General features: G+C 70.2%; 21 protein-coding genes. 9 read left to right on the forward strand and 12 right to left on the reverse strand.

The window, feature by feature from the left end; all coding sequences use genetic code 11:
* Positions 1-35: 35 nt before the first annotated feature.
* Both IE317_RS29775 and IE317_RS29780 read left to right on the forward strand, forming a co-directional pair.
* On the forward strand, positions 36-341 hold the full coding sequence (locus IE317_RS29775) for an LLM class flavin-dependent oxidoreductase (RefSeq protein ID WP_229902994.1): 306 nt from the start codon (positions 36-38) through the stop codon (positions 339-341).
* A 966-nt stretch (positions 342-1,307) separates the two neighbouring features.
* Complete coding sequence (locus tag IE317_RS29780) at positions 1,308-2,045, forward strand: GAF and ANTAR domain-containing protein (RefSeq protein ID WP_191314667.1); 738 nt, start codon at positions 1,308-1,310, stop codon at positions 2,043-2,045.
* On the opposite strand, the gene IE317_RS29785 is transcribed toward IE317_RS29780, so the two are convergent.
* Complete coding sequence (locus IE317_RS29785) at positions 2,020-2,970, reverse strand: alpha/beta hydrolase family protein (RefSeq protein ID WP_191314668.1); 951 nt, start codon at positions 2,968-2,970, stop codon at positions 2,020-2,022. The genes IE317_RS29780 and IE317_RS29785 overlap by 26 nt on opposite strands.
* A gap of 60 nt (positions 2,971-3,030) precedes the next feature.
* Here IE317_RS29785 and IE317_RS29790 point away from each other — a divergent pair, with 60 nt between their 5' ends.
* Complete coding sequence (locus IE317_RS29790) at positions 3,031-3,414, forward strand: VOC family protein (protein WP_191314669.1); 384 nt, start codon at positions 3,031-3,033, stop codon at positions 3,412-3,414.
* A 212-nt stretch (positions 3,415-3,626) separates the two neighbouring features.
* Positions 3,627-4,211 (forward strand): DUF3885 domain-containing protein, encoded by a 585-nt coding sequence (locus tag IE317_RS29795; protein ID WP_191314670.1) that lies wholly within the window; start codon positions 3,627-3,629, stop codon positions 4,209-4,211.
* Positions 4,212-4,235: 24 nt separating this feature from the next.
* Here IE317_RS29795 and IE317_RS29800 read toward each other — a convergent pair whose 3' ends face one another.
* The gene (locus IE317_RS29800) at positions 4,236-5,117 is read right to left on the reverse strand and encodes an aldo/keto reductase family oxidoreductase (RefSeq protein WP_308443412.1); all 882 of its coding nucleotides are present in this window, start codon (positions 5,115-5,117) and stop codon (positions 4,236-4,238) included.
* Positions 5,118-5,211: 94 nt separating this feature from the next.
* Here IE317_RS29800 and IE317_RS29805 point away from each other — a divergent pair, with 94 nt between their 5' ends.
* On the forward strand, positions 5,212-6,066 hold the full coding sequence (locus tag IE317_RS29805; RefSeq protein ID WP_191314671.1) for a LysR family transcriptional regulator: 855 nt from the start codon (positions 5,212-5,214) through the stop codon (positions 6,064-6,066).
* A 135-nt stretch (positions 6,067-6,201) separates the two neighbouring features.
* Here the strand turns inward: IE317_RS29805 and IE317_RS29810 are convergent, their stop codons facing one another.
* Together IE317_RS29810 and IE317_RS29815 are read right to left on the reverse strand one after the other, a co-directional pair.
* Entirely contained in the window at positions 6,202-6,699 is a 498-nt protein-coding gene (locus tag IE317_RS29810; protein WP_191314672.1) for a MerR family transcriptional regulator, read from the reverse strand.
* 10 nt (positions 6,700-6,709) lie between these two features.
* Positions 6,710-7,570, reverse strand: coding sequence for an SDR family NAD(P)-dependent oxidoreductase (locus IE317_RS29815; RefSeq protein WP_191314673.1), 861 nt, complete (start codon positions 7,568-7,570; stop codon positions 6,710-6,712).
* A 124-nt stretch (positions 7,571-7,694) separates the two neighbouring features.
* On the opposite strand from IE317_RS29815, the gene IE317_RS29820 reads away from it, so the two are divergent.
* Complete coding sequence (locus IE317_RS29820; RefSeq protein ID WP_191314674.1) at positions 7,695-7,994, forward strand: hypothetical protein; 300 nt, start codon at positions 7,695-7,697, stop codon at positions 7,992-7,994.
* A gap of 39 nt (positions 7,995-8,033) precedes the next feature.
* Here the strand turns inward: IE317_RS29820 and IE317_RS29825 are convergent, their stop codons facing one another.
* Both IE317_RS29825 and IE317_RS29830 read right to left on the reverse strand, forming a co-directional pair.
* Positions 8,034-8,414: a DUF1304 domain-containing protein gene (locus IE317_RS29825; protein ID WP_191314675.1), complete on the reverse strand. Its 381-nt coding sequence runs from the start codon at positions 8,412-8,414 to the stop codon at positions 8,034-8,036.
* Positions 8,411-8,896 carry an SRPBCC family protein gene (locus tag IE317_RS29830; protein WP_191314676.1) on the reverse strand — a complete coding sequence of 162 codons (486 nt, stop codon included), beginning with the start codon at positions 8,894-8,896 and terminating at the stop codon, positions 8,411-8,413. The genes IE317_RS29825 and IE317_RS29830 overlap by 4 nt, the downstream gene beginning before the upstream one ends.
* A gap of 74 nt (positions 8,897-8,970) precedes the next feature.
* Here IE317_RS29830 and IE317_RS29835 point away from each other — a divergent pair, with 74 nt between their 5' ends.
* A complete protein-coding gene (locus IE317_RS29835) occupies positions 8,971-9,651 on the forward strand; it encodes a TetR family transcriptional regulator (protein WP_191314677.1) in 681 nt (226 codons plus the stop codon).
* Positions 9,652-9,677: 26 nt separating this feature from the next.
* Here IE317_RS29835 and IE317_RS29840 read toward each other — a convergent pair whose 3' ends face one another.
* Positions 9,678-10,661 carry an amidohydrolase family protein gene (locus IE317_RS29840; protein WP_191314678.1) on the reverse strand — a complete coding sequence of 328 codons (984 nt, stop codon included), beginning with the start codon at positions 10,659-10,661 and terminating at the stop codon, positions 9,678-9,680.
* Entirely contained in the window at positions 10,658-11,215 is a 558-nt protein-coding gene (locus tag IE317_RS29845; protein WP_191314706.1) for an NADPH-dependent FMN reductase, read from the reverse strand. The genes IE317_RS29840 and IE317_RS29845 overlap by 4 nt, the downstream gene beginning before the upstream one ends.
* A gap of 72 nt (positions 11,216-11,287) precedes the next feature.
* On the opposite strand from IE317_RS29845, the gene IE317_RS29850 reads away from it, so the two are divergent.
* Positions 11,288-11,758, forward strand: coding sequence for a MarR family winged helix-turn-helix transcriptional regulator (locus IE317_RS29850; RefSeq protein ID WP_191314679.1), 471 nt, complete (start codon positions 11,288-11,290; stop codon positions 11,756-11,758).
* Positions 11,759-11,815: 57 nt separating this feature from the next.
* On the opposite strand, the gene IE317_RS29855 is transcribed toward IE317_RS29850, so the two are convergent.
* Together IE317_RS29855 and IE317_RS29860 are read right to left on the reverse strand one after the other, a co-directional pair.
* Positions 11,816-12,865: a hypothetical protein gene (locus IE317_RS29855; RefSeq protein WP_191314680.1), complete on the reverse strand. Its 1,050-nt coding sequence runs from the start codon at positions 12,863-12,865 to the stop codon at positions 11,816-11,818.
* Positions 12,865-13,362 (reverse strand): SigE family RNA polymerase sigma factor, encoded by a 498-nt coding sequence (locus IE317_RS29860; protein ID WP_191314681.1) that lies wholly within the window; start codon positions 13,360-13,362, stop codon positions 12,865-12,867. Before IE317_RS29860 ends, IE317_RS29855 begins: the two co-directional genes overlap by 1 nt.
* 136 nt (positions 13,363-13,498) lie before the next feature.
* On the opposite strand from IE317_RS29860, the gene IE317_RS29865 reads away from it, so the two are divergent.
* Positions 13,499-14,329 carry a MerR family transcriptional regulator gene (locus tag IE317_RS29865; protein WP_191314682.1) on the forward strand — a complete coding sequence of 277 codons (831 nt, stop codon included), beginning with the start codon at positions 13,499-13,501 and terminating at the stop codon, positions 14,327-14,329.
* A gap of 110 nt (positions 14,330-14,439) precedes the next feature.
* On the opposite strand, the gene IE317_RS29870 is transcribed toward IE317_RS29865, so the two are convergent.
* Together IE317_RS29870 and IE317_RS29875 are read right to left on the reverse strand one after the other, a co-directional pair.
* Positions 14,440-14,739: a hypothetical protein gene (locus IE317_RS29870; protein ID WP_191314683.1), complete on the reverse strand. Its 300-nt coding sequence runs from the start codon at positions 14,737-14,739 to the stop codon at positions 14,440-14,442.
* Positions 14,736-20,996, reverse strand: a complete 6,261-nt coding sequence (locus IE317_RS29875; protein WP_191314684.1) for a PA14 domain-containing protein — start codon at positions 20,994-20,996, stop codon at positions 14,736-14,738. The genes IE317_RS29870 and IE317_RS29875 overlap by 4 nt, the downstream gene beginning before the upstream one ends.
* Between the last annotated feature and the right edge of the window lie 437 nt (positions 20,997-21,433).

Here is a 21,433-nt window from a genome sequence, read left to right on the forward strand (position 1 = left end):
TTTCACGATGAGCTCCGGCTCATAACGTCACCGCTATGACCCCACAGCACGCGCTCTGGCTCCCGCTGTTCGGCGAACTGGCCGACCCGGCGCTCGTCGCCCGCCTCGCCGCCGAAGCCGAGGATGCGGGCTGGCACGGCGTCTTCGTGTGGGACCACCTCCGCTGGCGTGAGCCGGTGACCGCGGTGGCGGATCCGTGGATCACCCTGGCCGCGATCGCCACCACGACGTCGCGGCTGCGCTTCGGGCCGATGGTCAGCCCGATCACCCGCCGCCGTCCCGCCCGGCGAGGAGTACGGCGCCCGGGTGCGCGCCCGCGTGCTCGACGAAGCCTGTCGTAGGTGTCCAGCAGCAGCCGGAAGAGCATCGTTGCCGTCGGTGGCGCGGCCGGGCTTCATCAGCACCGTGGTCAGTGGCGCGTAGTTCAGCACGACGGACGGTGCCCGCGCGCATGCCGAACCCCCGATCCGTGACGCCGATCTTGTGCACTTCCCGGCCGCCGGGCGAGCAGGCAGGCGACGATCAGCGCAACGGTCCGCGGCGACTTGGTCGCGTGCAGGGCCACCCGGCTGCCCTCCGGGGCGTGCAGCGCCTCGATGCCGTGGTAGGCCGACATGCCATGGCGGCGAGCTCGGCGCAGGTCACCCGCTCGGCCCCCATGACGAGCACAAGGGATTCGGATCGGGTTTCGGCGAATTCGGCCAGACAGCCGAGCAACTCACGTGAATAGGGCACAACGGTCTCCCCAGTGCCCACTGCTGTTTCCAGGTGGCACGCACGAGTCGGTGGAACTCCCCAGTTAAACTTGTTTCGACCGCCGGAACCGCCGAAGCGCGGTCCCACGTAGGACTCAAGTTAGCCTCGCCGCCGGTGCTTGGCTCATTGGTTCGTGCTCTTTGTGGACTGTCCGGTCAGGACAGCGATCGCCACTGTCGACTGTGGAGTCCACAATTCGCGAACCACCGGTTCTGTGGAAACTTCGCCGGATATCGAGCAGCTGAGTAAAACGTCCGCCGAATCACGCCATGGCGTACGCGGATTGTCACGATCCGTCCGGATCGCCCTTTTCGAGCGTGCTTTGCCGACGCCACCACTGGTGTGCGGCGCGGGTGGTCATCTCTCGCACCTCGATGTTGGCCGAAGCGGTCGACCGACCGGTCCGCTCAGGGCAACAGCCCGCTCCAAGCCTGCACAGGTCACCCGGCGACGCCTACTGTGTGATGCAGCAAGCAGGCCGCCACCATGCCTCCACCCTGTGAACGCTCGATCACCCGAGACGCTGCGCAGACCACCCCGAGGAGCACCACATGGACGAAGACCTGCTCTACGAGCGGGACGCCGCGCGAAGAGTGGACGAGGTCACTGCCGCATTGGACCGGCTGGCCGGCACCTTCGCGGAGGAAGAGGAACTGCCGGTGGTCCTGCAGCGGGTGTGCCAGCAGGTCATCCACGCCGTACCGGACGCGGAGATCGCCAGCATCACGCTGCTGCGCGACGGTGTCCCCTACACCGCGACAGCGACCGGTGACACCGCGCACCGCGTCGATCAGGCACAGTACGACGCCGGGCGAGGACCTTGCCTGGAAGCCGTCCAAACCGGCGAAGTGCAACGAGTGAAGGTGGCCGATGCGGCACAACGGTGGCCCGAGTTCGCCACCGCCGCGAAGGAGTCCGCGGTCGTCGCCTCCCTGTCCGCCCCGCTGTTCGTCGACCGTGAGTACCGCGGCTCGCTCAATCTGTACGACACCGGAGGCAACAGCTTCGGCGCGCTCGACGCAGCACTGCTGGACCTGTACACCGCCGCCGCCGAAGCGGCGCTGCGCAGCACCCGCCGTCACCAAGCCGCCCGCGAGACCATGGGCCAGCTACGCGCCGCTCTGACCTCCCGCGCGGTGATCGATCAGGCGAAGGGCATCCTCATGGCCCTGCACTGCATCCCGCCCGACGAAGCTTTCAAGCTGCTCGTCAAGGCGTCACAAGAGCAGAACGTGAAGCTGCACGAGGTCGCCCACAACTTCGTCACCACGGCCACGAACCCACGGTGATCCACCGGGCCAAGGTTTCGACGTAGCCGGGCACCAGGGCGGTCGCACCGCGTACCTGAACACGGTGGTCGGCGTGGGGAAACAGCTCGACGGTCAGGGTGGCTCGCGGATGCCGTTCGGCACGGCAGACAGCCGTCGCGAACAGGCCGATGCTGTCCGCGACCGGAACCAGTTCGTCGGCGCCGCCGAAGGTCGCCAGGTGCGGGCAGCGCAACCGAAGCACGTCCGGGATCGGATCGTGGTCTTGTTTGCGCTTGGTGAACTCCCAGAGGCTTTCGTCGGTCTCTGACCAGTATTCGCCGAACAGCTCTTCAACGGAGGCGGGGATCGAGAAAGATTGAACCAACCGCGTCGCTTCGGCGAAGTCGGCGCCGCGACGACCGGCTTCGACGAGCTGGTCGTACACAGCCAATGCGATGTCGGCCTCGTCGGGGGTGATGCCGTCAACCGCCTGAAGAGCGGTGGCGAGCGCGTAACGGTCTTGAGCGGCGGGTGTCATGCCGGGGCAACCGTTGGTGATCACCCAAGGCACATCCCCACCCGCCGCGGCGCGCAGAACCACCCAGCCACCTTCGCTGTGCCCGAACAGACCGGTGGTCTCGGCATGTACCTCAGGCTGGGCGCGAAGGAAGTCCAGTGCTGCCACAGCGTCGACGGCGAAGTCGTCGATCGTGCCCGCGAGCCAGTCGCCGGACGACCCGCCGACACCGCGCTTGTCGTACGAAAGCACGGCGAACCCGGCCTCCACGAGTCCCTGCTGGATCGGCGGGAAGAAGTCGTCGTTGGTGCGGTCCGACGGCCCGGAGCCGCCGACCATGACCACTCCGGGCGCCGGGTCGCGGCTGTCGGGTACCGCAAACGTTCCCGCCAGCATTGCGCCTGCGCTGGGGAAAGTCACGTCTCGGGCGCGCTCGCCGGTCACCATCTGCCCAGTATCCGGCCGGCCGCCGCGTCACGCTCCCTAGTTGTGGATAGCGTGGAGACCATGCATCGCAGCCGACTGGTCGGGATCCTCATCGACGCCCCCGCTTCCCAGGCCGGCGCGGCAGCCGACTTCTGGTCCGCGGCGCTGGGCGTCCCGGCCCATCCCGCGCCGGGACAGGAACAGTTCACCGTCCTGGCCGGTGCCGTGCCCGACCTGTTCACCGTCGTCCAGGCCGTCGACGACGGTGCCCCGCGCTACCACGTCGACATCGAGACCGACGACCTGGCCGCAGAGGTTGCCCGCCTCACAGGGTTGGGTGCCGAGCCGGTATCCAGTTGGCTGGACGCCCACACGTTACGAGCGCCGGGCGGTCACCTGCTCTGCGTGGTGCCCGTGCACAGCAAGCCCGAGACGTTCGCCGCCTCGGCGCACACCTGGCCCTGACGCCCGGCGTCATCTCAGCGGGCCGTGCGCAACGAATCATCTGCTCGTGCCGTTGGCTGGAAGTCGTCCTCGGAGGAACACTCACCAATCCGCGTCCGCTCATGCCGACGAGCGGACAAACAAGCTGCACGCGGATCACCCCGCGCGTAGGTTCAGCTGGCCCAGGCGCCCCGACGGAGGCGAAGAGACTGCCAGCAGAGAAAGGTGATCACGTGCCGGCTAACGACCTGTCAACCCTGTGGCGGCGTCAGTGGCCGGCATGCCCCCCGCTGGCCGATCACCTGAAGCAGGCCTATGACGACCGGTGGGTGCGATTCCACAGCCTGCCCGGCTCCAAGCGCTATCCGGACGCCGACTCCGAGTACGACATCGTGCTCCACCGCTACAACACGGTTCTGGACGAACTGTTCCACGGACAGGACGTCCGGATCGTCACCACCGACTGGTCGGACGCATCCGAACCCCCGGCACTGTCCGCGCAGCACGCGCTCTGGAACCCGGGTGCTCGTCACTGGATGTCCGTCCGCACCGACGAGGAAGAAACCGACCCGGACTTCATCACCTACACCCACCTGTACGCCAGCCGCAAACCGTGGCGATCCGGTCTCGTGGACGACCTACTCCGCGCCGCGGCCGAGGACGCCACCGTCGGGGTGATGATCGCCAGTTCGTCCTTCGACCGGATCCACCATCCCTACGACGGTGGCGCCGACGTCCTGCTGCCGACGACCAGCGAACGCGACACCATCAAGCACTCCCATGCCGACTGGCTCTCGGAACATCCTTCTGGATACTGAACGCCGACCCGCCGCCGTTGTGCGTCACGGCCGGCCGATCCGGTCCAGCTCGGCCACATCGTCGGCGGACAGGGTGGTGGCCGCGCCCGCGACGTTCTCGGTCAGGTGCTCGACCGACGAGGTGCCCGGGATGAGCAGGATGTTCGGTGCCCGGTGCAGCAGCCAGGCCAGGGCGACCGACATCGGCGTCGTGCCCGATCGCGTGGCGACGGCCGACAGCGTCGAGGACTGCAGCGGGCTGAACCCGCCGAGCGGGAAGAACGGCACGTAGGCGATGCCGTCACTCGCGAGGGCGTCGATCAGCTCGTCGTCGTGCCGATGGGCGAGGTTGTAAGCGTTCTGCACGCAGACGATCGGCGCGATCGCCCGCGCTTCGGCGACCTGCTCCGGCGTGGCGTTGGACACGCCGAGGTGCCGGATCACGCCGTCACGCTGCAGCTCGACCAGGGTTTCGAACGCCTCGGCGAGCGAGCCGGGCTGCGGTCCCTGCGCGTTGCCGAGGCGGAGGTTGACCAGGTCGAGCCGCTCGACGCCGAGGGTCTCCAGGTCCTCGTGCACAGCCCTGCGCAGGTCGGCTGGCTGCCGCGCCGGGGGCCAGCCGCCCTGTTCGTCGCGGCGCGCGCCGACCTTGGTCACGATGTGCAGCTCTTCGGGGTAGGGGTGCAGCGCCTCGCGGATCAGCTCGTTGGTGACGCGAGGGCCGTAGGCGCCGGAGGTGTCGATGTGGGTGATGCCGAGGTCGGCGGCCTTGCGCAGGACGGCGAGCGCGCCTTCGCGGTCGGCGGGCGGGCCCATGACCCCGGGGCCGGCCAGCTGCATGGCGCCGTAGCCGAACCGGGTCACGGTCAGCTCGCCCAGCGACCAGGTGCCACCGGGCAGGGAATGTTCGAGTTGATCAGTGCTCATGCCGTCGATCCTCACCCGCCGGCGGGCGCGGCGGCCAACACCGATCCGGTGCGCTGTGATACTCGCGAGGTATCACGGGCGGGTACGCTGTGGCATGGACACTGTGGAGACCCGCGAGCTGCGGTATTTCATCGCCGTCGCCGACGAGCTGCACTTCGGCCGGGCCGCCGAGCGCCTCGGCATCGCCCAACCCCCGTTGTCCCGGGCGATCCAGCAGCTCGAGCGACGTCTCGGCGTCACGCTGCTGGAGCGCAACCGCCGCGGTGTCTCGCTGACCGGCGCCGGGGAAATCCTGCTGCAGGAGGGTCGGGTGGCGCTCGACGCGACGGCCGCCGCGGTCCGTCGCACCCGCCGCGCCGGCCACCAGGGCGGCTCCCGCGACCGGCTGGTGCTGGCGGTGAAGGCGGGCGCGTTCCACGAACTGCTGAACAAGCTCCTCGACGCCTACGCGGCCGAGCCCGGCGCCGCCGAGATCGAGGTCCTGCCGAGCGGAACGTGCGAGCAGGAGGAGATGCTGCGTGACGGCCGCGCCGACGTGGCGCTCATGCACACGCCGTTCAACTCCCTCACCGGGTTCGACAGCGTCGCGCTGATGACGGAGCCGCAGGTGGCGATCCTGCCCGCCAGACACCCCTTGGCCCAGCGGAAGACGTTGTCCCTGAACGACATCGCGGACGTGCCCGATCTTCCCCTCGCCCGCTGGGCCGGCAACGACACCCACGCGCTCGGCCCAGGACCCGAAATCCACGACCAGACCCAGCTGGCCCAGTTGATCGCCCTCGGCCGCACGGTGGCGGTCTTCCCCGAGTCCGCCCGCACGTGGCTGTGGGAGGAGCACGCGGCCGTCCCCTTGAGCGACGCACCGCCGGTCACGACCCACATCGTCTGGCCGGCGCACAGCCGGTCCCGCGTCCTCGCCGAGCTGATCCGGACAGCCTCACGACTGTGACCCGGAACGCGCTCTCATGCCACGATGAGGTCCGGGCAAGCGGAGAACCAGAGTTGCCTCTGCCAGGCTGGCGGATCGCCACGCCGATCTGCGTCGGCGTCCGGGCCTCGCCGAACCTCGATGAGCGCGACTCGGTCAGCGGGCCTCGGCTCGCATCGGCCCGGAGGTCGTCTCCGGCCCGGCCGAGCCGCCGTACGTGGCGATCTTGTACTCGGTCGCGGCGAGGGACAGCGTCAGCTCGCGGATGCGCCGCCGGATGGTGTCGCGGTGCTCGACGAGCATGTCGAGCCGCTCGGGCACGGTGTTTTCCCCCGCGTCCACGAGCTCGATGTAGTGCTGCAGGTCACGCATCGGCATTCCGGACAGCCGCATCCGGGTCAGGAACACCAGGCGCCGCACCGCTTCTTCGTCGTAGACGCGGTATCCGCTGCTGTCGCGGCCGACCTCGACGAGCCCGGCGCGTTCGTAGTAGCGGAGCGTGTGCGGCGAGATGTCGAGCATGTCGGCGACCTCGGCGATCGTCATCGGCTCGGTCATCCCGCCCACGTCGGTGAGCCGATGGATGGCCTCCACCGACACGTCGTCGTCGCCCAGCATCGCCAGCGCCCTGGTCAGCAGTTCGTCCGTGGCCATGCCGTCCAGCCTAGATCGGCCGCGAAGAGGGCGGGACATCGGCGAAATCGGCGCTGCGAGCGGTCTCGGCCCACCGCTCGACGCCTTCGAGGTCGCGCCGGTAGGCGCGGGTGAGCCGCTCGACGGCCTCACTGCCCAGCGGCAGCCGCAGCGGCACGTCGTCGCCGTGCACCAGGGACACGATGATGTCCGCGGCGCGCACCGGATCGCCTTCCTGGCGGCCGTCGGCCCCGGCCATGTCCGCGCGCACCCTGGCGAGCACGTCGCGGTAGGTCTCGGACGGCTCCGCGAACTCCAGCACGCCGTCCTCGTTGAACCCGGTGCGGAACCGGCTCGGCTCCACGAGCATCACCCGGATCCCGAACCCCGCGACCTCCCCCGCCAGGGACTCCGACCAGCCTTCGAGAGCGAACTTCGACGCCGAATACGCGGCCACGCCCGGGAACGACTGCCGCCCGCCCTGGCTGCTCATCTGCACGATCGTCCCGGTCCCGCGCTCGCGCATGGCGGGCAGCGCCGCGCGGACCAGCGCGGCCGGGCCGAACAGGTGCAGCTCCATCAGCTCACGCAGTTGCTCGTCACCGACCTCCTCGATAGCGCCGACCACGGCCCGGCCGGCGTTGTTGACGAGCACGTCGAGCTGCCCGAAGCGGTCGATCGCCGTCTGTACCAGGGCAGTGGCCCCGCCGGTGTCGCGGGCGTCGAACCTCACGGCCTGAAAGGTGTTGGGGTACTTGGTTTCCAGGTCGGCCACGCGCTCGGACCGGCGCACCGCGGCCACCACGTTGTCACCCGCCGCGAGTGCCGATTCCGCCAGGGCGCGCCCGAGGCCGCGGGTCGCGCCGGTGATGATCCAGGTCTGTGTCGTCATGGCCGCGACGCTAAAGCTTCGAGCGCGCTCGAACGCAAGCTCGGAGATCGCCATCCGATCGAGGATGCGAGCACAAGCCCCGCCACCCATGCACGAGGGACACTCAGCAGAGCATGATCCCTGCATGCATCGGGTAGCCGGCTGGATTTTCGAGGGAAACCTGACCAAGGTCGTGGAGTACGCCGCCGCGTTGGTCGGCTATGGCTGGGACGAGCTCGACGACGGTGCTTTGGAAGCCGGTGTCCCGGAGACGGACGCAGACCTTCCGCCCAGCACGTGGTTCGCGTATCCGATCGCCGGGACGCCGGAACTCGCGCTCCGCATCGCGCGCGATCGTGACGCCGGAATCCTGAGCGTGATCATCGACGGTGAGATGGACGACGTACTTGCCGCTCGCCTCGAGACGCTGCTGGACCTCCACTGACAGACACGGCCCATGCCGATGTCGCCCGGCCGGAATCACTCAGGCCATCAGCGCGATGAGGGTGGCCAGAGCGGGTGCGCCCTGGCCGATCAATCCCTTGATCCGCCCCTGGCGGGGATCGAACGCGATCAGCGCCACGCTCGCCGCGAGCATCGACCCACTGGCGGCCAGGACGAGGGCTTGGCCTCCCGCCATCGCGCCCGAGTGGGCCGCGGCCAGCCCGGCGAGCACCTGCAGGGCCAGGAGTGCGTTGTAGCAGCCCTGGTGGAACGCCCACGGGCGGACCGCGGCGAGGTCCGCCGCGCGCACCTCGAACATGGCGTGCACCTCGGGGCGGCTGAAGCGAAGGCTTTCCATCGTGAAGATCCACAGGTGCGTCAGCGCCGCGGTGAGCGCGAGCAGTTGCGCGGGGACGTTCATCGGGAGCGAGCCAGCCGCAAGGGCGCGCCCGGGAGCAGCGCGCCGGCCTCGTCGAGTTCGGCCAGCAGCGCGGGGACGCCGACGGTGAGCATCCTGGCCCGGACCGAGCCCAGCAGCTTGGCCATCGCGAAGCCGCCGATCCCGGTGAAACCGGTGTGGTGGTACGTGAAGCGGGTTCCTTCGGCGGTGGGCTCGAGCCGGTAGCGGACGTGGCTGGGTGTCTCCCCTTCCGCGCCGATCCAGGTGTAGTGCAGCAGTTCGCGCTCGCGGACCTCCAGCACCTCGCAGTCGACGATGCCCCGCCAGCCGGGCATCGGCTTGGCGACGAACCGGAACCTGGTCCCGGCCACCAGCTCGAACCCCTCGGCGCGGGCGCCTTTCCCCGTCGAAGTCCAGTACGGGATCAGTTCCGGGTCGGTCATGGCCCGCCAGACCTTCACGGGCGAGTGCGGGTAGTCGCGAACGATGTGAATCTCGGACATTGCGGGCCCCTTGCTTCAGTTGCTGTAAAAATACAGTAGCAGAACTTTTCGTGTGGCTGAAGTAGGATGGCCGCGTGACGACAACGGGGACCGGCCGCCCGGCCGTCGAAGGACTGCGGGAGCGCAAGAAGCGGGCGATGCGCCGGCAGCTGTCCGACACCGCCGCGCGGATGTTCCTCGAACGCGGCTTCGACGCCGTCCGGGTGGCCGACGTCGGCGAGGCGTGCGGGGTGTCCGAGAAGACCGTCTTCAACTACTTCCCCAGCAAGGAAGCGCTGCTCCTGGATCGGCTCGAGGCCACGGCCGACGCATTGCGCACCCACCTGCCGAACCCGGCGCTGACGCCGGTCAGCGCGATGCTGACGATCCTCGACGACGAACTGGACGGCCTCGCCACGGCTCTCGCCGCCGACGGCGACCGCGCGCTCGCCCGGTACCGGAAGTTCGGCGACCTGATCCGCAACACCCCGTCCCTGCGGGCCTATCAGAGCGACATCGCCGACCGGTTCGTCGACATCGCCGCCGAGGCGCTCGTCACCCGGACCGGGCTGCGCCCCGACGACCCCGAACCCCAGATCGCCGCGGCGACGCTCCTCGGCCTGTGGCGGGTCCAGTTCCGCGCCCTCCGGACCCACGTGCGCCCCGGCCACCCCCTGCCGGACGCGATCGACGCCGTGCGCCGGGAGGTCCGCCGTGCCGCCAGCCTGGCCGAAGCGGGACTGGCCGCGTTTCCGGCACCCGCGGACCACGACTGACCGGCCGGCAGCCTCGGACCCGGCCCTCAGCGGCGCCGGATACCCGCGACCAGGTTCTCCCAGTTGCCGTGAGCGATCCGCGCCCGGTCGGCTTCGTCGATCGGCGCGGTCGCCACGAACCGCCGGGCGGAACCGCCGTGCTCGCGGTTGAACGGGTGGTCCGAGGCGTACATGATCCGGTCCGCGCCCACGGTTTCCACGCTCCACCGCAGGTACCGGTGGCTGGCGATGCCGCCCGGGGTGACGAAGACGTTCGTGCGGAAGTACTCCGCGATCGGCCGCTCCAGCCCGGTCACCGCGTCCAGCGCCGCCACGCGATCGAGGTAGAACAGCACGACCTCGCCCCAGTGCCCGAGGATCAGTTGCAGCCCCGGGAACCGGTCGAAGACCCCGGCGACGATCAGCCTGAGCGCGGTCAGCCCGGCGTCGTAGTGCCAGCCGAACGTCCCGGTGGCCAACAGCTCGTCCACCGGGCCGCCGAAGCGCCGGTAGTAGGCGCCGGTGACCGCTGGGACCGGCACGCTCGGGTGCAGGTACACCGGGGCGCGCAGGTCGTCGGCGGCCTCGAAGATGTCCCAGAAGCGGGGCTCGTCGAGGGACCGGCCGCGGGAGTTCGCGTTCACCAGCGCCCCGTCGAACCCGAGGTCCGCGACGGCCCGCCGCAGCTCGTCGGCCGCCGCCGACGGTGTGGACGTCGCGAGCGCCGCGAACCCCCGCAACCGCCCGGGAAACCGGCCGACGGCGTCGGCGAGGACGTCGTTGGTGGGGCGCTGCAGGGCGACGGCTTCGGCGGGGTCGAGGTCCTGCAGGCCGGGCGTCGTGAGCGACAGCACGGCGGTGTCGATCCCGTCGTCGTCCATCGCGGCGACGCGGCCTTCGCCGAGGTCGAGCAAGGCGGCGTTGGCGACGGCCCGGCTCATCATCGGCGCGGCGAGCGCGGGATCGTGCCGCCGCCACGCCGCGACCACGTCGCTCGTGGCGAAGTGCTCCTCGAGCCCGTAGAGCCTCACCGGACGGTCTTGAGCGCGCCGGCCCAGGATTCGAGCTGGTCGAACAGCACCGACGCGGCGTCGTCGTGCATCGGGGACGGGGCGAACTCGGCGAAGTTCTCGAAGTCGGTGAAGAGCGAGAACGACAACTGCTGACGCACATGGGCGATCTGCAGCTCACTGCAGATCGCCCGCAGGTGCTCGATGGCGCGGGCGCCGCCGAGCGCGCCGTAGGAGACGAAGGCGGCGGCCTTGTTGTTCCACTCGGCGTAGAGGTAGTCGATGGCGTTCTTCAGGACACCCGAGGTGGAGTGGTTGTACTCCGGGGTGACGAAGACGAAGCCGTCGAACTCGGCGATCTTGGCGGACCAGGCCTTGGTGTGGTCGTTGGCGTAGGCGCCGCGGCTGGCGGACACCGCTTCGTCCAGGTGCGGCAGCGGGTGGTCGAGCAGGTCGATCAGCTCGTAGTCGGCATCCGGGCGCTCCTTGGCCTTGGCCAGCACCCACCTCGCCACGGCTTCGCCCTTCCGGCCGGGACGGGTGCTGCCGAGGATGACCGCGATCTTCACAGGAATTCCTCTCACTTGAATCTTCAAGCGAGACGCTAGCACGCTGACGTGAATTTTCAAGTCAGCTAGACTGGGGTGATGACGGAACCCGGGACGCGCTGGCTCACCACCGACGAACTGTCGGCGTGGCGCGGCTTCATGCGCCTCGCCCAGCGCCTGCCGGCGTCGCTGGAAACGCAGCTGCAGCGTGACGCGCGGCTGAGTTTCCTCGAGTACTACGTGCTCGCTCACCTGTCGGAGCAGCCCGGGCGCCGGGCGCGGATGAGCGAGCTGGCGGCCTTGGCGAACACGGAGCTGTCGCGGCTGTCCCACCTGATCAGCCGTCTGGAGAAGCGCGGCTTCGCCTGCCGGGAAACGGATCCGGACAACGGCCGGTACACGCAGGCGATCCTGACCGACGCGGGCTTCGCGCACCTGCAGGCCGTGGCACCCGGGCACGTCGAGCGGGTGCGGGACCTGTTCGCCGACGCCCTGACCGCGGCGGAGCTGCGCACGCTGCGCCGGATCGCGGACAAGGTGCTGGCCCGCGTCGACGACCGAGCCGGATAACGGAACCGGCGCCGGCCGTGGGTCCTCTTCGATCTGTCCGAAGAGGACCCACGGAACTCAGCGGGGCAGGACGAGGTGGTCGGCGATGGCGTACAGCTCCGCCTGCGTGCCGCCCGCGACGGCGATCGGCGCCTCGTCGAGGGCCTTGAGGATCCAGAGCGTGCGGTAACCGTTCTCGTCCGAATAGCGGGTGGCGTGTCCCTGGACCGGTTGTCCGGCCGTGCCGCTCACCTGGACGGCCTCGCCGCTGTACACGTTAACCGACGGCAGGGTGCTGCACGTGCCCACCGAGTAGGTCGTTCGCGTGCCGCCCGGCCCGCCCGGGCCGCCCTTCTGGACGTCGAACGTGCACATCCGCAGGCCGTCGGGCAGCTTGCCGAGGCCGAACGCCGGGGCGACGGTGGTCTTGCCGGGGAAGGCGACGTTCTCCGCGACGCGGCGGCCCGCGTCGATCAGCTGCTGCGCCGACGCAGTGCTGCCCGGTTGCGCGGCCACGTTGACGTACAGCGAGCCGCCGTCGGGATGGGTCAGGTACAGCTCGTAGCCGCCCCGGCCGCCGGAGTTCGAGCTCTCCACGCCGGCCCGCCCGCCGACGGTGACGGGCCGGCCCGGACCGGACTTGAAGGCGGCCTGCCCGATCGGCATCATCCGCAGTTCCGCCACGTCCACGGCCAGGACCTGCCGCCCGGACGTGACGGTCAGCAGGTACTCACCGCCGTACACCGGCTTGTCGGGGTTCGCCGCGCTGCCACCGGTGTTGATCCGGCGCGCGAGGTAATCGGCCTTGCCCGGCGGCAGCCAGCCGAGCGAGAAGGGCATGGGCAGCTCCGCGATGGCTGCCTCGGCCGGCGCCTCGACGACGGCCGGACCGCCGGCCTGGCTGCTGCCCGCGGGCACCTGGTCGTCGTGCGCGGGCCGGTTCAGCGCGGCGACGGTCCCCGCGGCCAGGACGAGCAGGGCCACCCCGGCCCCGGCCACGAGCGGACGGCTCACCGCGGCGCGCCTGCGGTCGAGGCGCTGACGGGCGGCCGCCAGCACCTGGTCGCTGTCGGGAGCGTCGGGCTCGTGGGCGGTGAAAGTGTCCTTGATCAGGTTCTCGATGTCCATCAGCTCTCCTTCGCCTGGGCCATCCGGTCGACGTTCAGGCCGTTTCGCAGGGTCGTCAGGGCTTTGCGGGCGTGGGCCCGCACGGTGGCCTGGGCGCAGCCGAGCAGGTCGGCGATGTCGGCGTCGGCGAGCTGCTCGTAGTACCGGAGCACCACGACCGCGCGCTGGCGCCGGGGCAGCCGCGCCAGGCGCTGCCACATGTCCTCACGCGCCGCGTGGTCCGACGCGAAGTCATCCGGCCGCGCCGCGTCCGGCGGATCCCCCACGGCGATCAGCCGCGCCGACCGGCGCCGCCAGGACAGGTAGTCGTTGGTCACCATCCGCAGGACGTAGCGGTCGGGGTGCTCGGCGTCGCTGACCCTTGACCACCGTCGATACGCCTTGACCAGCACGTCCTGTACCAGGTCAGCAGCCTGCTCCCGCTCCCCGGTCAGCATCGTCGCGTAACGCAGCAGCCGCGGCAGGTGCGCCCGGGCGAAGTCCTCGTAGTCAGCCATCACCATGAAGACTGCTCCCGCACACGATCCGTGTACCGCCACGCAGAACTTTTCGTGGCGATGGCCTTGACCTTCACCTTCGGGGAAGCTCCAGGGTGGTCGTGACCGGGCGCCACGCCCGGAACGAGGAGCCTCCATGAACATGGTCAGCATCGGCGAGTTCTCGCGGCTGTCGCGGCTGTCGGCCAAGGCACTGCGGCTGTACGGCGAACTCGGCCTCCTGGTGCCGGCCCACGTCGACGCGGAAACCGGGTATCGCTGGTACGCGGTCACCCAGCTGGACCACGCACGCCTGGTGGCCTCGCTGCGCCGGGCCGAGGTCCCGCTGGCCCGGATCCGGGACATCCTGGCCCTGGCCCCGGCATCGGCCGCCGAGGCGATCAGGGACCACTGGGCCGACGCCGAAGCCGAGCACGCCGCCCGGCGCGTCCTGGTGGGCCACCTCGTTGATCACCTTCGAGGAAGGAAGTCGGGTATGGACGAAGTCACGGTCCGCGACATCCCCGAACGCAGCCTGCTCAGCCGGATCAGCCGGGTGCATCAGGACGAACTGGAATCCCTGACGCGGGAGCTGTTCATCCACCGGTTGCGCCGAGGCGGCGTGCCGCGCACCGAGGGGGTGGCCGGCGCGCCGTTCGTGATCTATCACGGGGAAGTGAGCGGCGACAGCGACGGCCCGGTGGAATGGTGCTGGCCCGTCCCCGCGGACCGAGCCGCCGAGATCGCGGCCGGTTTCCCCGATCTGACCCTGCGCACAGAGCCCGCCCACCAGGAAGCGGTCGTCCGCCAGGAGACGCCCGGCCGGTGGGCCGCCGGATCTCAGGTCGAGGTCGCGGTGGGTGCCCTCTTCGCCTGGGCTGCCGAGCGGAAACGCCAGCCGTCCGGAGGCGTGCGCGGCGTGCTGGTCCCCGCCGCCGGTACCCGGGGGACCGGGCCGTACGTCGAATTCGCCCTGTCGCTGAGCTGAGCGCGCGGGGTGCGGTTCGCGGCAAACTGGTGCGGGTGAACGTTTCGACGAACGCGCTCGGAAAGCCGCGGATCCGAGCCGAATCCGCGGCTTTCCCGACGGGTGAACGTCTAACTGCGAGCCGAGCGGCCCAGCAGGTACCCGGGCACGCCGTCCGGCGCCACCTGGTCCTCGAACCGACCGTGCTCGTCCTCGAACACCACGGCGTCCAGCCCTTCCGCGACGATCGCCTCGATCGACAAATCACCGACGGAGAACGAAAGCCACCAGTTCCAGGGTGTCCCCGGCGCGGGTTCCGCGGCCGGGTCGACCTCGATCGAGGCCGGCCCGGCCGCGGCCAGCGCCGGAAGCCACTCGTCGCGCCACTCGAGCACGGTCGAGCGTTCGCGCCGCCACCTGCCCTCGCTCATCCCGTCCACTTCCCCTTGAAGCTCATGTGACCGTGGAAGAGATCGTAATGACGCTTCCCGATCCCGATCCGGAAGGTGCTGATCCCGGCCTTCTTGATCCCCATGTGCTTGAGACTGGAGATGCTCCACCCGATCCGCACGCGCGAACCGTGCCGGTTCAGCCAGCCCTCCCTGCCGCCCGCGATCGTCTTGTTCCCGAACAGCCTGCTGCCGACCCCGACCCACTTGTTCCGGAAGAGCTGGGGCGCGAACTTCGTCTTGGCGACCGTGCGCACCGCGCGCACGGCGGAGGACACCCTGGGGAGTACTTTGGCCGCGACCCCCACCAGCGCCGCACCTGCGGCCACGTACTTCGAGACCCCGCCGGTGAGTGCGGACGCCGCGTACTGCGCCGCGGCTCCCCAGTTGCCCTGGACGGCGTTCCCGACCGCGGCCACCCCGCTGGCGACCGCGCCGATCGGCCCGGGTACCCAGGACACGACCTCCGCGACCTTGGTCACCGCCTTGACGATCGAGCTGAACCACGAATTCCCGTCGAGGTCGACCGCGTTGATCGGATCACCCGCGACGTAGTCGTAGTCGTTGGCCGAGCCGCCGTCGACCGGGTCGACCGAGAGGAACCTCCCCAGCAGGGGGCTGTAGGGGCGGGCTCCCATCTGCACCAGCGAAAGCGCACCGGCGTGCTCGTAGGGCCGCTGGTGCTGGCCCAGCCACCCGTAGTCCATCGAGCCGGGCGAGTTGTCCGGCACGTTCTGCGAGTCGACGGCACCTCCCGCCGTCAACGGCTGGCCGTACGGGTCGAAGGTGCGCAGATCGCCGGCCTGGTGACCGGCGGCGTCGGTGGACAGCACCAGGTCGCCGCGCACCGACGGGTGGTCGAACGACGGCGTGAACGCGCCGTCCGAGCCGGCCTTGCTCGTGTACAGCACCCCGCCGGGCAAGGTCAGCGTCAGCGAAGTCAGCCTGCCGCCGATGTCGAGCGTCAGGTCCGCGGAATCGCCCTCCCCGGTGTAGCCGTAGCGGACGACGGTGTTGCCGTCACAGTTCCGCGGATCACGGCGCACGATCCGGCTGGTCGCGTCCCGGGTGTAGGCGATGTCCGCGTTGGCCGCCGCGTTCGGGCCCGTCGTGGTGGCCCCGATGTTGCGACCGGACCCGTCCCACGACAGTTTCGTCACCGACCCGTCCCCGGCCGTCCAGCCGGTGGTGTTGCCGTCACCGTCGTAGCCGAAGTTCCCCAGCGCGGTGGCGCCTTCGGTCGCGAGCAGCCGGTCGGCGGCGTCGTAGCAGTAACGGGTCTCGGCCGTGCCGCTCGCCGTCTGGTCGAGCAGCCGCATCCGGTTGGTGTTCAGCCCGGCGTTGCCCTGGGTACCGGCCGGGCAGGTCGCAGACGCCGCCGACGTGAAGTCGTAGGTGTAGTGGTGCCCGGTGACGTAGGCCTCGGTCAGGCGGCCGAGGGCGTCGTAGACGTAGTTCGGCGCGTTCGGCCTGGCGTCGTAGCCACCGAGGGTCTCGTCGACGATGGTGCCCGCCGACGTCCGCCCGACCCGCGACACGATGCTCTTGCCGTCACTGGTCCGCCAGTCCAGCGAAAGCATGCGCGCGGCGTTGTCCTTGGTCACCGACGCCAGCGAAGCGCCATTGCCGTAGGTGACCGTGGCGAGCTCGCCCGCGTTGTCGTAGGTGACCGTCGCCAGGGTCTGGCCGTTCAGCTGCTGCGTCAGCACCCGGCCGGCGTCGTCGTAGGTGGACGTCACCGTCCGCGGCTGGTCCGCTGCGTTCGGCGGCGTCACCGTCGCCGTGACAGCACGGCCGGCCTTGTCGTACCCGGTGGTGGTGCGCACGCCGTTGACGTCGGTGTAGGCGACCACCCGGCCGAGGAGATCGACGGTGGTGGTGACCGTGCCCTTGTCGTCGGTGACGGCCGTGGTCAGCGGATCCCCGCCCACGGCGTAGTCGCGCGTGATGGTCCTGGCGGGCGCGTCCGCGCTCGCCGGCACCTGCTCCCGCACCGTGCGGTCCCGGGCGTCGTAGCTGGTGCACGTCCAGTCCCCGCCGGTCGCTTCCGCGACCACCCGGCCCGACGCGTCGTACACCTGCTCGTCGACGCGGGCCTTGCCACTCGCCGGGACCGGCGCGGTGATCAGCTTTGCCAGGCCGCCTTGATTGATCGCCGCGGTACCCGGCGCACAGGGATTGACGCGGGTTTCGGTGTCCCCGTAGTAGGCGTAGGTCGTCTTGGCACCGGTCGCCATGGTCTTGGCGGTCTTGCGCAGGTATCCCGTGCCGGGGGCCTCGCGCGACACCGAGCCGCCGATGTTCAGCCCGCCGGTGCTGGCCTTGCCGGACGTCGCCAGGCCGTACACCGGGTCGAGGCCGTCGTCGCCGTACTTCGTGGTGCCGATCTTGTCCGCGAGGCCCTCGGACTCCGACGCGGTGGTCGAGGTCTTGAGGCCGTAGTGCGGCCGCAGCTGGGCGCCCGGGACCGGCTCCTGGGTGCCGGACGGGGTGGTCCAGTGCAGCTCGAGCTGTGCGGTGACTTCGCCTTCGTAGTACTCGATCCGGATCCGCTTCACCTGCCCGGCGGCGTCGGAGTGCACGACAGCCTGACGCCAGGTCGGGGACGAGGGACGCCAGTCGTCGACGACGATCTGGTCGTCGATCCACATCCGGACGCCGTCGTCGGCGAGCAGCCGCAGGGTGTAGTCGCCCGCGGCCGGGAAGACGACGTCGCCGGTGGCCCGCAGCGAGAAGTGATCCGCCGGGATACCGGCGGTCGGCGCGTCGCTGTTCCAGTTCTTCGCGAACGAGCCGTCCGCGGTGCCGAGCCCGGTGGTGTAGGACTTCGGCACGCCGGAGAGCTGCTCGTTGTCGAACCAGGACACGGCCAGGCCGTTGATGCCCTCGTCGTAACCGTTGTGGCCGTGGGACATCCCGCAGCCACCGGTCGGCAGTTGCCCGGCGAAGCAGGACGCGGGCGCCGGGCCGTGGGAGTCCACCGGGCGGTCGGCGTAGTCGTAGACCGTCGTGGCCTTGCGACCGGCCGGATCCGTGGTGGAGAGCAGCAGGTCCTTCGGGCTCCACTCCTGGGTGGACGTCTTGCCGGCGCTGTCCGTCGTGGACAGCGTGCGGTCGGCGTCGTCGTAGGTGACCCGGCCGGCGAACCCGACGGCGGGGGAAAGGCCCGAGACGTCGGTGAAAGTCGTCCGGTGTGCCGGGTCGTACCGGTAGCTGTTGGCCTGCCGGGGCTGCCCGGGAACCGGCGCGGGCCCGGTCACCTTGGTGGCCTTGGGCTTGCCCGAAGCGGAGTCGTAGGTGACCTCCGACCGGACGTCGCTCAGTCCGGCGCGGGCGGCCGGGTCCGCCGCGATCCAGTCGTTGACGAGTGGAGCCCGCTGCGAGATCAGGAGACCGGCGGCGTCGTAGCCGTAGTCGGTGATCTCGGAGCCCGGGTCCTCGATCCTGGACAGCCGGCCCTGGGTGTACCACAGCCGGGTTTCGGTGCCGTCCCAGTAGGTGATCCGGCACAGCATCTGCGAGGGAGCGGCCGCGTCGGCGCCCGCCGGCGGGGTGGCACCGCCGTAGCAGTCGTCGCCCGCCCGGTTGTAGTGCAGCACGTGCGAGCGCTGCGCCACCGGGTCCTTGATCTCGCGCAGCCGGCTCGGTGTGCCGTCGTAGAGGTTCTGCAGCGCCGCGGGCTTGCGGGAATCGGTGCTGGACGACTGGGTCTCCAGCTTCCCGTCGGCGCGGAAGACGAAGACCTGGCCGCCGTCGGTCAGGGTGACCTTGCCCGCCGAGTCGAGACCGAGCACACCGTCCTCATCGGACGGTGCGGTGTAGCCGCCGGTGCTCTTCTTCGTCCAGGTGTGCTTGGCGCCGGTGGCGTCGGTGAGCACGATGTTCTGGTCGGTGACCTTGGCTTCGGTGTAGCTCGCGCCGTCGCCGTCGAGGTCGGCCGACAGGGTCCAGCCCTGGGGCAGGGTCGGCAGATCGCTGGTGTAGAGCCAGCCGGCCGGGACGATCTGAGGTGCCACTGTGGTGTTGTCGGTGGTGCGGACGAACAAGCGCATCTTCGCCGCGCCGGTCATCTCGGCGCTCTCGACCTTGATCGGCACCCGCTGCCCGGCGGTCAGCGCGACGCCGGTCGCCTGGGTCCAGTTCAGATCGCTCGCGTTGTTGACCTCGTACACCTTGGTGCCGTTGAGCCAGACCGTGCCGCCGTCGTCGTGCACCCCGGCGAACTGGTACGTCCCGGCGACGGGAGCCTGGAAGAAACCTTCCCAGCGGGCGACGAACCAGTCCGCGGGCAACGCCGGCGCAAAGGGCGAGTCCGTGCCCCAGTCGACGTTGACCTGCGGTTCGGTTCGTACCAGCACCGGCTGCTGCGCGTCGTTGATGATCCCGTTGTGCGACAGGTCCGCGAAGTAGGACGCCTTGAGGCCCTTGTTCTCGACCTGCTGCGAGTTGTAGGTGAAGCTCAGACCGGCGTTGCCGCCGACGGTGGTGAACGTCGGCGTCTGCTCCGAAGTGGACACGTTGCCGTTGGCCAGGTTCACCGTCACCGGGCCGGCGTCGTCGGTCGGCGACGGGCCGTGGTTGCCGATGCGCTGGTCGACCTTGAGGTGGCCGATCCACGGTGGCGGGGTCGTGGTGATGCCGCTGGAGGTGACGGCCTGCCAGGTGTAGGCGACGCCGTCCTGCAGCACACCCGCCGGGACCGTCCAGGTCGGCGTGCTCAGGCAGCCGGACTCGACGACCACACCGGACTTCGCGTCCGATCCGGTGGCGACCCGGAAGCAGTATTTGACCGGGTCGCCGTCCGGATCGGCGACCGGGTTGACCGACAGCGTCGGGGTCAGGGACGTCGACACCGTCCCGTCGGCGGGCCCGGCCAGGACGGCGGCGGGCGGAGCCGAACCGGTGTCCACGGTCAGCGTGGCGTTCAGGTACTTGTAGGTCCAGGCGCCCGGCGTCTCGCTGCCGACCATCATGAAGAAGACCTGCCCGTCACGGGCGTTCACGCGGTCACGCAGGAATCCGGTCAGGCCCTCGCCGGCGAAGCTGCCGACGTCACCGACGAGCGCGCTGGCCATGTAGCCGCCCACGCCGTTGAAGTTGAACGCCGAGGCGTGGTACAGGCTCGCGTTGTGCGTGCGGACCGATCCGACGACGCCGGTGTCGCGGGCGACGTCCATCCGCGCGCCGACCACCGTCTTGCCGAACAGCGGCGAATAGTCCATGTGGAAGACGCTGCGGCTGTAGCTGTCCCCGCGGTTGAGGCTGTTGCCGATCTGGAGCCCGCAGTTGTCGCAGGTGTAGCCGTCGGTGCGGTAGACGTGCGCCTCGACGACGCCGTAAGTGAACGTCGGATCGACGTAGACCGGGTACACGCGCTTCGGATCACGCAGCCAGTTCGCGTCGACCTCGACGGTGAGCCACCAGGCCTTACCGGCTCGTTCGAGCCGGTAGGTGCCGCCGGTGATGGCGGGCGCGGTGACGCCGCCGCCCGCGGAATCCCACGTCTGGATCGGCGGCAGGACGATCTTCACCTCGCCGCGCGCGTCGAGGAGCCGGACGGCGCCGTCCTTTTCCAGCCGCGGGGTCAGCCCGCCGGTGTCGAGTTTGAAGCGCCACGAGGAGCGGCCGTCGGCGGGGAGGCGCTTGAGCTTGATCGTCTCCTTCACCGAGCCCGGAGTGACCTCGTAGTCCAGATCGGTGCCCGGCGCGACCTCGGAATAGCTGACCGAGTCACCCTTCACGGCGGCCTTGGCCGGCGCGGCCGCGTCCAGCGCGAGGCTCGCGGTGTGCCCGGCGGACTCGACCTGCAGCACCGCGGGGTCGTCGGCCTTGGTGGCCAGCGACGGCGACAGCGGGTGGTGGTCGGCGTCCGCGCGCTTCGTCGTCGCGTCGGTGGCCAGGTTCGTGTCGACCGGTTGCCAGGCGCCCGCCTCGTCCTGGACGTTCAGCGGCGCGGTGGACTGGCGGATCGAATGCGTGCCGTCCGGGTTTTCGTACTCGGTGACGAACATGGTCCGGTTCACCGGCTTCGACCGCTGAGGGTCGAAGTGGCTGCCGGCGCCGCCGTCGAGCCGCGCCTGGGCGGTGAAGTCACCGGCAGCCGGGTCGGCGGGCCGCGGTGCCTGGGCCGGCGAAGACAGGACCGGGACCTCACGCGGGTCGACGGGCCGTGCCGCCGCGGCGGCGGGAGCAGCGACGACTTCCACGCCGCCGAGGGCGAGCGCCGCGGCCAAAACCACGGGGAGAGCGCGCGCCCGCCCCCGGTTTCGGGCAGCACGAAAGAGGCTGTGCAAGAAGTTCCCCCTGGTACAGGCCGTCGAGCGCGGTCCCGCGCGCGACCGGCGAACCCCGTCGCGGGAGGCGGGCGCCTCCCGTCAGCAGGGTCATCGGCGGAACTTCACATTGGCGTTACACCGGACGAAGTGATCAACGACACGCTGTCGGTCCGCCGGATTCGGGGCTATAAGCGCTGTTCAGCCGTGGATGCGGCCTTTGCCGCTCCCCCGGATGGCTTCGGCACGCAACGCGAAACTCACGAACGCCGACCCCGTCGACGAGGCCGGCGCGTCGTCGCGGCCACGCTCGTGCGCGACTCCGACCAACCGGCGGCCAAGTCGGCGGTCCGGTCCTCCGGCTTGACTTGGAGCGCGCTCCAGGTCCTAGCGTCGGCGCGTTC

It is taken from the genome of Amycolatopsis bullii, assembly GCF_014654205.1.
GTDB lineage: Bacteria > Actinomycetota > Actinomycetes > Mycobacteriales > Pseudonocardiaceae > Amycolatopsis > Amycolatopsis plumensis.

Bases quoted from the DNA above. Each gene is read 5' to 3' on its own strand.
- IE317_RS29775 (WP_229902994.1), top strand. From the start codon at position 36: ATGACCCCACAGCACGCGCTCTGGCTCCCGCTGTTCGGCGAACTGGCC.
- IE317_RS29780 (WP_191314667.1), top strand. From the start codon at position 1,308: ATGGACGAAGACCTGCTCTACGAGCGGGACGCCGCGCGAAGAGTGGAC.
- IE317_RS29785 (WP_191314668.1), bottom strand. From the start codon at position 2,970: ATGGTGACCGGCGAGCGCGCCCGAGACGTGACTTTCCCCAGCGCAGGC.
- IE317_RS29790 (WP_191314669.1), top strand. From the start codon at position 3,031: ATGCATCGCAGCCGACTGGTCGGGATCCTCATCGACGCCCCCGCTTCC.
- IE317_RS29800 (WP_308443412.1), bottom strand. From the start codon at position 5,117: ATGAGCACTGATCAACTCGAACATTCCCTGCCCGGTGGCACCTGGTCG.
- IE317_RS29805 (WP_191314671.1), top strand. From the start codon at position 5,212: ATGGACACTGTGGAGACCCGCGAGCTGCGGTATTTCATCGCCGTCGCC.
- IE317_RS29810 (WP_191314672.1), bottom strand. From the start codon at position 6,699: ATGGCCACGGACGAACTGCTGACCAGGGCGCTGGCGATGCTGGGCGAC.
- IE317_RS29815 (WP_191314673.1), bottom strand. From the start codon at position 7,570: ATGACGACACAGACCTGGATCATCACCGGCGCGACCCGCGGCCTCGGG.
- IE317_RS29820 (WP_191314674.1), top strand. From the start codon at position 7,695: ATGCATCGGGTAGCCGGCTGGATTTTCGAGGGAAACCTGACCAAGGTC.
- IE317_RS29825 (WP_191314675.1), bottom strand. From the start codon at position 8,414: ATGAACGTCCCCGCGCAACTGCTCGCGCTCACCGCGGCGCTGACGCAC.
- IE317_RS29830 (WP_191314676.1), bottom strand. From the start codon at position 8,896: ATGTCCGAGATTCACATCGTTCGCGACTACCCGCACTCGCCCGTGAAG.
- IE317_RS29850 (WP_191314679.1), top strand. From the start codon at position 11,288: ATGACGGAACCCGGGACGCGCTGGCTCACCACCGACGAACTGTCGGCG.
- IE317_RS29855 (WP_191314680.1), bottom strand. From the start codon at position 12,865: ATGGACATCGAGAACCTGATCAAGGACACTTTCACCGCCCACGAGCCC.
- IE317_RS29860 (WP_191314681.1), bottom strand. From the start codon at position 13,362: ATGGCTGACTACGAGGACTTCGCCCGGGCGCACCTGCCGCGGCTGCTG.
- IE317_RS29865 (WP_191314682.1), top strand. From the start codon at position 13,499: ATGAACATGGTCAGCATCGGCGAGTTCTCGCGGCTGTCGCGGCTGTCG.
- IE317_RS29870 (WP_191314683.1), bottom strand. From the start codon at position 14,739: ATGAGCGAGGGCAGGTGGCGGCGCGAACGCTCGACCGTGCTCGAGTGG.